7 protein-coding genes and 5 pseudogenes are annotated in these 10,519 nt (G+C 61.3%); 5 read left to right on the forward strand and 7 right to left on the reverse strand.

Features of this window, described 5'->3' with window-relative positions; genetic code table 11:
- A pseudogene (locus IE224_RS21195) lies at positions 1-192 on the forward strand (hypothetical protein); the annotation flags it as partial.
- A gap of 237 nt (positions 193-429) precedes the next feature.
- Here the strand turns inward: IE224_RS21195 and IE224_RS21200 are convergent.
- The 5 genes and pseudogenes from IE224_RS21200 to IE224_RS19885 form a co-directional block, all read right to left on the reverse strand.
- The gene (locus IE224_RS21200) at positions 430-729 is read right to left on the reverse strand and encodes a hypothetical protein (protein ID WP_202380368.1); all 300 of its coding nucleotides are present in this window, start codon (positions 727-729) and stop codon (positions 430-432) included.
- Positions 729-2,360: pseudogene (gene tnpC / locus IE224_RS19870) on the reverse strand (IS66 family transposase). Before tnpC ends, IE224_RS21200 begins: the two are co-directional and overlap by 1 nt.
- Positions 2,361-2,420: 60 nt before the next feature.
- Positions 2,421-2,771, reverse strand: coding sequence for an IS66 family insertion sequence element accessory protein TnpB (gene tnpB / locus IE224_RS19875; RefSeq protein WP_035715275.1), 351 nt, complete (start codon positions 2,769-2,771; stop codon positions 2,421-2,423).
- The gene (gene tnpA / locus IE224_RS19880) at positions 2,768-3,172 is read right to left on the reverse strand and encodes an IS66-like element accessory protein TnpA (protein ID WP_191313163.1); all 405 of its coding nucleotides are present in this window, start codon (positions 3,170-3,172) and stop codon (positions 2,768-2,770) included. Before tnpA ends, tnpB begins: the two co-directional genes overlap by 4 nt.
- A gap of 231 nt (positions 3,173-3,403) precedes the next feature.
- Positions 3,404-4,588, reverse strand: a complete 1,185-nt coding sequence (locus tag IE224_RS19885) for an amidohydrolase (RefSeq protein ID WP_191313156.1) — start codon at positions 4,586-4,588, stop codon at positions 3,404-3,406.
- Positions 4,589-4,899: 311 nt separating this feature from the next.
- On the opposite strand from IE224_RS19885, the pseudogene IE224_RS19890 reads away from it, so the two are divergent.
- The 4 genes and pseudogenes from IE224_RS19890 to istB all read left to right on the forward strand — a co-directional run bounded on the left by IE224_RS19890 (position 4,900) and on the right by istB (position 9,186).
- Positions 4,900-5,701 (forward strand): annotated as a pseudogene (locus tag IE224_RS19890) (IS481 family transposase).
- 269 nt (positions 5,702-5,970) lie between these two features.
- Entirely contained in the window at positions 5,971-6,753 is a 783-nt protein-coding gene (phnX, locus tag IE224_RS19895; RefSeq protein WP_191313157.1) for a phosphonoacetaldehyde hydrolase, read from the forward strand.
- A 176-nt stretch (positions 6,754-6,929) separates the two neighbouring features.
- Positions 6,930-8,425, forward strand: a pseudogene (gene istA, locus IE224_RS19900) (IS21 family transposase).
- The gene (gene istB, locus IE224_RS19905) at positions 8,422-9,186 is read left to right on the forward strand and encodes an IS21-like element helper ATPase IstB (RefSeq protein ID WP_191313159.1); all 765 of its coding nucleotides are present in this window, start codon (positions 8,422-8,424) and stop codon (positions 9,184-9,186) included. Before istA ends, istB begins: the two are co-directional and overlap by 4 nt.
- 282 nt (positions 9,187-9,468) lie before the next feature.
- On the opposite strand, the pseudogene IE224_RS19910 reads toward istB, so the two are convergent.
- A pseudogene (locus tag IE224_RS19910) lies at positions 9,469-9,864 on the reverse strand (transposase); the annotation flags it as partial.
- Positions 9,865-9,936: 72 nt separating this feature from the next.
- The coding region (locus IE224_RS19915; RefSeq protein ID WP_229849481.1) for an IS30 family transposase at positions 9,937-10,519 on the reverse strand (583 nt) is incomplete at its 5' end.

Here is a 10,519-nt window from a genome sequence, read left to right on the forward strand (position 1 = left end):
AAACCGCTGGACCGCATCCTCACCGCAGCACGCGCCAACCCGCGCCATATCATCCTGCCCGAAGGCCGCGATCCCCGTGTGGCGGTCTTAGCTGATGCCCGCCTGAGGCGGTCCCGGGCTTTGCATCCGCACATGGAGTCGCGGATGATCTATGCTTGCCATGGCCACAAGACCGACGTCACGACCACCTGAGGTGGCGCTCCACCTTTGCGCGCCTACCGAACGCGATAGCATTGTGGCCGAACCATTGTTGTCCGGCGCTATCTTCGAAAGTTTCAACCTTCTGCGCGCCGCAGATTTGTCCGGGGGATTGCCTGTGTGCCTTGGCAATGATCGGGCCCAGCGTGGCCGAGGGTATCTTGTGCAACTGTCAGAAATGTTGGTTCTGGACGAGTATGACCGTAAGGCTACGCCGAGGACCGTCTTGCCTCAGCACCTGCTCTCGTCGGCCATGATGCGTTCGATGACGTCGGGCTCGCATTGCTCGTCACGCAGGAACTCGCGGACCCCGCCCTCCCAGGTGCGGATGTCTGCGATAAGCTCCTGCAGGCATTCGATGCCGCGGTCTGTGAAGGCCTTGATCCCTTCCTCGGTACCGTTGTCGACCCAGATCATCTCGCCGTAGTCGATGTTGTCGGAATTGGCGCTGACAATCTCGATGAGCTCGCGGTTCTCGCCGATCCTCCTGGCGACTTCATCGAGAGCAAGGAGATGCGTGACGCGGGCCATCAGGCGGCCTCGGCTGACCGGCCTTCCGGCTGGTTCCAGTTCCATGGAAGCAATTCAGGCAGCCGCGAGACCGGCAGGTCGGCGATGCGAGCGATGACATCGGCAAGCCAGGCCTGCGGGTCGATGCCGTTCAGCTTCGCCGAGCCGATCAGCGTGTACATGGCGGCGGCGCGGTGGCCACCGCGCTAGGAGCCAGCGAAGAGCCATGATTTCCTGCCGAGAGCCACGCCACGCAGTGAACGCTCCGCGCAATTGTTGCTGAGGCAAACCCGGCTGTCCTTAAGGAATCGGGTGAACCCGGGCCAGTGCGCAGTCGACAGAAGGTAATCGATCGCTTTGGCGACTTTGGCATGTTTCGAGAGCCGCGCCCGTTCGGACCGCAGCCATGCTTCCAGTTCGCCCACCAGTGGCGCCGACAGACGCTGGCGCGCCTCCAGACGGGCAGCGGCATCAAGGCCGCTGATCTCGCGCTCGATTTCGAACAGCCTGTCGATCCGCTTCACCGCTTCAAAGGCGATCGGCGAGATGTCTTCAGGCGACTTGCCTTTGCGGATGTTGCCCTCGACATCGGCAAGCTCGAAGAACTTGCGGCGCGCATGCGACCAGCATAGCGCGGGCAGAACAGGGCCCGGCTTGCGATTACCCTGGTAGAGCTGGTTGTATCCGGCATAGGCATCAGCCTGCAGGATGCCTTGCCAGCCCTTCAAATGCCCAAGTGGATGTTCGCCCGCCCGATCGCGGGAGAACTTGAAGACAACGGCCGGCGGGGCGGTCGCGGAGAAGGGGCGGTCATCGCGAACATAGGTCCAGAGCCGCGCGGTCTTTGGTCCGCCGCGGGCAAGAAGCGGTACCGTTGTATCATCTCCATGAAGGCGTTCGGCGGCCAGGACATGCGCCTCGATCAGTGCCTGCAAAGGTTCCAGCAATGCGGTCACGGCGCCGACCTGGTCGGCCAGCGTCGAGAGGCTTAGCTCCACGCCTTCCCGGGCATACCGCTCTGCCTGACGGTTCAGGGGCTGATGCTGGCCGTACTTTTCGAAGATGATCATTGCCAGAAGGCTGGGTCCGGCCCATCCCCGCGGAACGGGGTGGAACGGCGCCGGGGGCTGGCTGATCTTCTCACAAGCCCGACATGTGAACTTCTCGCGGACCGTCTGGATCACCTTCCATTGCCGAGGGATGACCTCCAGCGTCTCGGTGATGTCCTCGCCCATCTTCACGATGCGACCGGAACCACAGCAGCTGCAGGCGGTCGGCGCCTCGATCACTACCCGTTCGCGCGACAGGTGGTCGGGGAAGGGTTTCTTCACCGGCTTGCGTCGCTCAAAGCCCGCGACCTGTGTCTGCCCCACTGCCTGTTCGGCCCGGGCGTTGTCCTCTGCGGCGTTGGCCACCAGTTCCTCGAGCTGCAATTCCAGCTGGTCGATGAGCCGGGCAGTGCGTTCCGCGCTCCGGCCGTACTTGTCGCGGCGGAGCAGCGCGATCTCGAGCTTGAGCCCCGCGATCATCGCTTCCGAGGTCGAGACCACCGCACGGGCCTGTGCGAGATCAGCCTCGGCAGCTGCAGCGCGCCCCTCGGCAGCGGCGAGCGCGGCGCGCAGTTGTTCGAGCTCGGAGGCGGTCCCAGACATGGCAGGACCTTACCACGCCGACGGGGGCAGGCCTACGCAAAAACTGCAAATAAAGCTGTATTATCCTGCCTTTGCGGGTCTTTGTGTCCAACGTGGATTTCGCCAGTCAATGCCTTCGAGAAGATAGGCGAGCTGCGCCGCTGATACCTGAACCGCTTCGCCCGATCCGCTCGATGGCCAGATAAACTTCCCTGCCTCTAGCCGCTTCATATAGAGCGACATTCCGACGCCGTCATGCCATATCAATTTCACCAGATCGCCACGGCGCCCTCGGAAGCAGAATATCTCGCCCGCATGCGGATCCCGCCCGAGCCCTTGCTGAACCTGCAGCGCCAGCGTGTTCATGCCTCGCCGCATGTCGGTGACGCCGCCCGCGATCCAGACAGTCACTCCCGCCGGAAACGCGATCATCGGCCATCTACCACGGAAAGGAGCCGGGCCAGCGCCTCCGGGTCCACGTTGGCCGGCACAACAAGCTGGCGGCCATTCCTCAGGGCAATCTCTACCCGGGCTTCCGGGTTCGGGGGCACAGGCCTTGGGGACATCGTGCCTGGCAACTCGGCAGAAACCGTCAGTGGCATAAAGGAGGGCAAACGGTCGCCACCAAGCTCCCCGGTGCGGTTTTGTCGGCGCCAGACCGTGAGCAGAGACCGCGAAATGTCATGCCGTCTTGCCGTGGCACTCACCTGCCGCTTTCCGGTCAAACTCTCCTCGACGATCCGGACCTTGTCCGCATCGCTCCAATGTCGCCGGCGGACACCGTCCGCCGCGGACAAAACTTCAATCGGGGGTTCGAATTTAAGGTCGCGCATAAGGTCGGAGCTATCACTCAAGCGCTAAACCCGTCAGGCGGCCTTCACCGGAGGAATACGTATGACCATTACGTGATCCATTCCAGTCTGACGCCGCGTACTGCGGACGGCGCAAGGCGCGCGAGGCGTTCCTGTCATGGATCAAGCAAGAACAGGTTGCTGCATCGGCAAAGTGAGAGCGGATCTGATGGGATCGGGTCCGAAGCCGCAAGCCAACTGCTAACGAGCAGACTAAGACTGCTCGGCCAACTGTTTCAGGATAGCAGCATAAATCCTTGCTCCTATGGGGATCAGTTGGTCAGGAAAATCATAATCCGGATTGTGCAGGGCCGGCCTGTCCTCACCTGCGCCCAGCAGCATGATCGCCGCCTTCGCGTGTCGGCCGAAATGGCCGAAATCCTCGGAGGCGCGCATGGGCAGCAGGCCCACGTTGCAAGGGACGTCGACTTCCTCCATTGCCTTACGAACAACGGCGGTGGCGTCTGGATCGTTCTCGGTCGTGACGAAAACGTCGGAGTAGCCGATCTCCAGATCCAGCCCCTCGCCTTGTGCAACCTCCTGCGCCAAGGCCTCGGCTCGTTCAACCAGGCTGGACATCGCGGCGTTGGTCAGTGTCCTTAAAGTCACAAACAGTCTGGCTTCGCCGGGGGCAATCCCAAAGGCAGGCGCGCCCATCTGGGCATGGGTCACCGTCACCACGGCAAAGCCGAAATCGCCAGTGGGGGTGCCGCTTGGGCTGCTCAATGCAGTCAGCCCCGGCATAAGGCGAGAGATCGCCGCCATCGGTGAAAGGCCCATTTCCGGCTGGGAGGCGTGGGCAGTCCTGCCCGTCAGCCGCAGCGTCATCCCGCGCGAGGCGCAGCAGACCGGACCGTCCTTGATCAGCACCTGACCGAAGGGAATACCCGGCATGTTGTGGATCGCGAAGGCGTAGTCGGATTTCAGGGCGTCAAAGGCAGCATCGTTTACCACCGCAAGCGCGCCCGAACCGTCCTCCTCAGCGGGCTGAAACATTAAGACGACCGCACCGGTGGCGGGGCGCTGTTGTCCCAGGATGCGGGCCATTCCGGCAAGAATGGCCATGTGGCCGTCATGGCCGCATTGATGCCCCTTGCCAGGCGAAGTGGATCTGTGAGGCACATCAGCCAGATCCTCAATCGGCAGCCCGTCCAGTTCGCAACGCAACAACACGCGCAGTCCGGGTGTGCCACTATCATAGATTGCAGCAACGCCATAACCTCCTATTCCCGTGATGATGCGGTCCGGCGCGGTGTTCGCCAGAAACGCTCGAACCGTTTGGGCTGTGCGCTCCTCTTGTCCCGAAAGCTCGGGCTGGCGGTGCAAGTTGCGCCGCCATTTGATCAGTTCCGCGACGTCGAAATCAGAGAGCAATGGATGATCTGCGGTCTTGGTCATCAAGAGGCCTCCACATGTCTGGGGTACAACGCACGATCATGCATATGCCGTCCAATTACCCAAGGTTGCGGCCTTGAGATCACAAGGACACGCAGCGGTTCGATGTTCATGTTGGCTCGCACACCTTGGGTTCGTCTCTGCTATAACTGCCCCACCATTGATCCGGCCAAAACCGGTGATAAGGTAGGATGGATGTCTAAATCGTGCGCCAGTTCGATCAGCATCTTTTCCTCCTTTATCGCTGGCGCTGCTAGGTGTTTGATCCCATGGTTTGATGGTGCGATCCTTTCTTGGGAATGGAAGGATGCCCTATGGGACAAGTTCGTCACGGAAGCGCCACGACCACGCACGCCATCCGAGCTGCAATACAACGATCGCACGCTTCGCTCGCGACGCTGAGCCGAGAGCTGGGCANCGACTGCCTCTACGCACTACAACCCTCGATACCACACCTGACGCGCTCGGCGTTGCATCGTTGCCTGCAGCGGCATGGAATATCGCGCCTGCCGGACGTGGATGGCGACAAGCCGAAACGGCAGCGCTTCAAACGCTATCCGATCGGCTTTTTTCACATCGACATCGCGGAAGTGCAGACCGCCGAAGGCAAGCTGTATCTCTTTGTGGCAATTGACAGAACCAGCAAGTTCGCCTTCGTCCGCCTTGTCCATAAGGCCGGCAAGATGGCCGCAGCCCAGTTCCTGCGACCTGATTGCCGCAGTTCCCTACCGGCTTCATAAGGTGTTGACCGACAATGGCATACAGTTCGCAAACCGGAGCTGCGACACAACCGCCTTCGAGCACATCTTTGGCCGCGTGTGCCGCGAGCATGGGATCGAGCACAGGCTGACGAAGGTAAGGCATCCCTGGACGAACGGCCAAGTCGAGCGGATGAACCGCACGATCAAAGAGGCAACCGTCAAGCGCTTCCATTACGACAATCACGATCAACTGCGAACGCACCTCGACGACTTCATCGCAGCCTATAACTTTGCCCGTCGGCTCAAGACGCTGAGCGGCCTGACGCCCTACGAATACATCTGCAATGTCTGGACTTCAGAGCCAGACAGATTCATCGTCGATCCGATCCACCAGATGCCGGGACTGAACACCTAGTTGTCCTTGCATGCCGGGGTGTGATTCCGGTGCGGGCGTCCTGCCATGGTCTTCTCCTCGCTCGCCGCCTCCTGCTGCTGTTGCGCGGAAATTCTACTTCTTTCCATCTCTTTAAATCCCGAAGTCACCTCTATCTGCCGCGACAAAGCCGGTTACCGAGATACTCATCGACTTGCCAGATCACCTCCGCGACACTGACCTCACGACGGTTCTTCCGCCTTCTCGGTCGGCGAGGAAACCCTGAAAAACCTATCCTGAAAGGTTACATCATGAGCAAGTTCAAGGCCGTAGTGTTTGATTGGGCCGGTACGATGATCGACTTCGGCTCATTCGCGCCGATGGGCGTTTTTATCGAGGTGTTCCGCTACTTCGGCATCGAGGCCTCTATCGCCGATGCGCGCAAGACGATGGGCGCGCCGGAATGGGATCATATCAAAGCCATGTTGGACGAGCCACACCTGGCCAGGCAATGGCAGCAGAAGTACGGCAATCTGCCCACCGACGCAGACGTGGACCGTGTCTATGAGGTCTTTGTACCGATGAACGAGGAGGTGGTCGGTGATTACGCCACGCTGGTCCCTGGCGCGCGCGAGACGGTGCAATGGCTGCGTGCACACGGTATTAAGGTCGGCTCGACCACCGGCTACACGCGCTCCATCATGGAGCGCGTGTTGCCTATTGCTGCCGAGCAGGGCTATGTGCCTGACAACCTGGTCTGCGCCGACGACCTGTCCGAAGGCCGCCCTGGCCCGTTGGGCATGTATAAATGCTTCGTAGACCTGGTGGTGCACCCGCCATACACGGTGCTGAAGGTGGATGACACTGCACCTGGCATTGCCGAGGGTGTGGCCGCGGGCTGCGTCACTGTGGGAGTGGCGCTTTCCGGCAACGAGGCGGGACTGACGCCCGAGGAGTTGGCGGCGCTGTCCGAAGAAGTGCGTGCTACCCTGCGGGAACGCACCTCGGCGATCCTGAAGGCGGCTGGCGCGGATCACGTTATCGACACCGTCGCCGACCTGCCGGCGCTGATCGTAAAGCTCGAAGCCGCCTGATTAGAGCCCGACCAAAGGAGCCGCCGATCCTAGCGGCGGCTCCTTACGGATTGGGATGAGAACGGCAGTGAGAAATTAGGCCACGGAAGCGGCGGCATGGAGCTGCTGCGGGCGGCGTAAAAGTCGTCCACCCTTTCCCTTTCTGCGACAGCAGGGAGGGCGCGAGGATTTTCAGCGTGGAACTATATCTCAGGGTTCGCCAGGCCTGCGCGGCGGGCATGAGCCAGCGTCAGGCGGCGAAGGCCTTCAACATCTCCCGTGATACGGTTGCGAAGATGATGAGGTTCTCGGTGCCGCCGGGCTACCGGCGGACGGCCGAGGTCAGGCGGCCGAAGCTTGATCCCTTTATCCCGATCATTGAGGGCTGGCTTGAGGCGGATCGCTCCATGCCGCGGAAGCAGCGGCACACCGCGAAGCGGGTGTTCGACCGGCTGCGTGACGAATGCGGGTTCACCGGCGGCTACACGATCATCAAGGACTACATCCGGGAGCGGGAACGGCGGGGCCAGGAAGTGTTCGTACCGCTGGCGCATCCACCGGGCCATGCGCAGGCCGACTTTGGCGAGGCGATGGTCAGGATTGGCGGTGTCGAGCAAAAGGCGCATTTCTTCGTGCTGGACATGCCCCATAGCGACGCGTGCTATGTGCGGGCTTATCCGGCGGCGGTTGCCGAGGCCTGGGTGGACGGGCACATCCATGCCTTTGCTTTCTTTGGGTCGGTCCCCAGTCGATTGTCTATGACAACGACCGGTGCCTGGTGGCGAAGATTCTGCCCGATGGCACCCGCAAGCGAGCCGTCCTGTTCAGCGGCTTCCTGTCGCATTACCTGATCCAGGATCGCTACGGCCGCCCTGGCAAAGGCAACGACAAAGGGAATGTCGAAGGCCTGGTGGGTTATTGCCGCCGCAACTTCATGGTGCCGCTCCCCGAGTTCGCGACTTGGGAGGCGTTCAACCTCTGGCTGGAAGAGCAATGCCGCAAGCGCCAGCACGATGTCCTGCGCGGCGAAAGCGAAACGATCGGCGAGCGGCTGCAACGCGATCTGGCTGCCATGCGCCCTCTCCCGATCGCGCCCTTCGATGCCTGCGACCAGGACACTGGCCGCGTCTCGTCCCAGTGTCTGGTGCGCTACAAGACCAACGACTATTCGGTGCCGGTCGCCTATGGTCATCAGGATGTCTGGATCCGGGCTTATGTCCACGACGTGGTGATCGGCTGTCGGGGCGAGGTCATTGCCCACCATCCCCGATGCTGGGACCGCGACGAATTCATCTTCGATCCGATCCACTACCTGCCGCTGCTGGAGCAAAAGATCAACGCACTCGACCAGGCCGCGCCGTTGCACGGCTGGGAGCTTCCCGAGGAATTCGCCACGCTGCGGCGGTTGATGGAAGCCCGTATGAACCGGCATGGCCGACGCGAATACGTCCAGGTCCTGCGGTTGCTGGAAACTTTCGACCTGGCTGATCTGCATGCCGCGGTGAAGCAGGCGCTCCAGATGGGCGCGATTGGCTTTGACGCCGTAAAGCACCTGCTGCTTTGTCGTGTAGAACGCCGTCCGCCCCGACTGGACCTCGACTGCTATCCCTATCTGCCCAAGGCCACGGTCGAGAAGACCAAGGCCGGTTCCTACATGCGGCTGTTGTCGGGCAATGCGGAGGACGCGGCATGAGCGATGCCCCGGAAATCCTGCTCGCCCATCACCTCAAGGCGCTGAAGCTGCCGACGTTCCTGCGGGAACATCAGAAGCTGGCTCGGCAATGCGCGGCCGAAGGCATGGACCATGTCCAATACCTCGCCCGGCTTGTTGAGCTGGAGTTGATCGACCGGGAGCGGAGGATGGTCGAACGCCGCATCAAGGCCGCCAAATTCCCCACGGTCAAAAGCCTCGACAGCTTCGACTTCAGCGCCATACCGAAGCTCAACAAGATGCAGGTGCTGGAACTGGCGCGGTGTGAATGGATCGACCGTCGCGAGAACGTCATTGCCCTCGGCCCAAGTGGCACGGGCAAGACGCACATTGCCCTTGGCCTCGGACTGGCAGCTTGCCAGAAGGGGCTCTCCGTTGGCTTCACCACCGCCGCGAGCCTGGTCAGTGAGATGATGGAGGCCCGCGACGAGCGCCGCCTGCTTCGCGTTCAGAAGCAGATGGCCGGTTACAAGCTGCTCATCATCGATGAGCTGGGCTTCGTGCCGCTGTCCAAGACCGGTGCCGAATTGCTGTTCGAACTGATCTCGCACCGCTACGAGCGCGGCGCGACCCTGATCACCAGCAATCTGCCCTTCGATGAATGGACCGAGACCTTCGGCTCCGAGCGCCTCACCGGCGCACTGCTCGACCGGCTGACCCACCACGTCAGCATCCTCGAGATGAACGGCGAGAGCTATCGCCTCGCCAACAGCACTGCCCGAAAGCGGCAACAAAAGTCCTGAGATCAGATCGCTCGTTTTGGCCCAAAGAGGCCAATGCGCCATAGCACGCGCCAGCTATTGGTAAGCGCGCGCGCCATGGCGCCGGCCACAACCACCTGACCTGGTCTTACGCCGCCGCGTGGCCGGATTTTACGCCGCCGTTGACAGGCATCTTGCCTTCCCGCCATTTGGCAATCTTCCGACGTTCTTCAAAGCTCAGGTGATGGTAGTGGGAAGCCATTCGTAAACCTCATGCAAATACCTGTATTATCTTGGCATTTGCACTTCGTTTGTGAATCCACCTTCCGCGAGGCCAAGCTTTGAATAGGCGAAGCGGTAGATCGTTTCATGGCTGACGCAGATGCGGTGCTGCTCAAGCCGCATCCGGCCGGCGATCTGTTCCGGAGACCAGCCCGCCTTGAGCGCATCCTCGACCGCTGCCTTCACCTCCGGGTAGGCGACCAGCTTTCGATGAACCGCGCGGCGGCGCTCGTACTTGTCCTGGGCCGTCACCGCATAGTAGCCGCTATACTGCGGAAGCTCGGTGTCCAGAAACGTATTGCGCTTCAGCTCCCGATAGATTGTCGAGGCTGGGCGCGAGAGCCGATCTGCGATTTCCGGCACCGGCATCTTGCCTTCACGCCATTGGGCAATCTTCCGGCGTTCTTCAAAGCTCAGGTGCTGGTAGTGGGAAGCCATTCGTAAACCTCATGCAAATACCTATATTATCTTGGCATTTGCACTTCGTTTGTGAATCCACCCCTGGACGCGCTAGCTCAAATGCGACTTCGGGTGCCGGGAAAGTTTCGCCTTTCTGTAGCCGCGTCCGAGCAGGTGGGCCTTGAACACCTCGGCAGGGGTCCGGAAGCCGAGGCACTTGCGCGGCGTGGCGTTCAGGCCAGCACAGAGCTGACGGAGCTCCTCCTGAGAAAGCGTGTTCGGATCGGTGTCGCGGCAGAGCCAGCGTCGCAGTCGCTTGTTGGCGTTCTCCACCCCTCCTTTCTGCCAGGGTGACTGTGCTTCACAAAACCATGTTCGCGTGCCCACCTCGGCTTGAAGATGCGGCCAGTCGACGAACTCGGAGCCGCGATCGAAAGTGATCGATCGGCAGGCATGCCGGGGCAGGGGCGTCAGAGCCTGGGCGATCTGCGCCATGATCGGCTTGGTGCGTTTCTCGTCGTTCTTCAACGCCACCAGGAAACGGCTGGTGCGCTCGATCATCGTGGTGACATTGGCAGGCCCGTACTTCTGCCGGAACAGCACCAGATCCGCCTCCCATGTGTGGATACCTCGGTCGGTGCAAGCTTTCTTTTGAACGGTTCGGACATGTGATCGGGTACGGTCATGTGTCAGG

The organism is Paracoccus aerius (assembly GCF_014656455.1).
GTDB lineage: Bacteria > Pseudomonadota > Alphaproteobacteria > Rhodobacterales > Rhodobacteraceae > Paracoccus > Paracoccus aerius.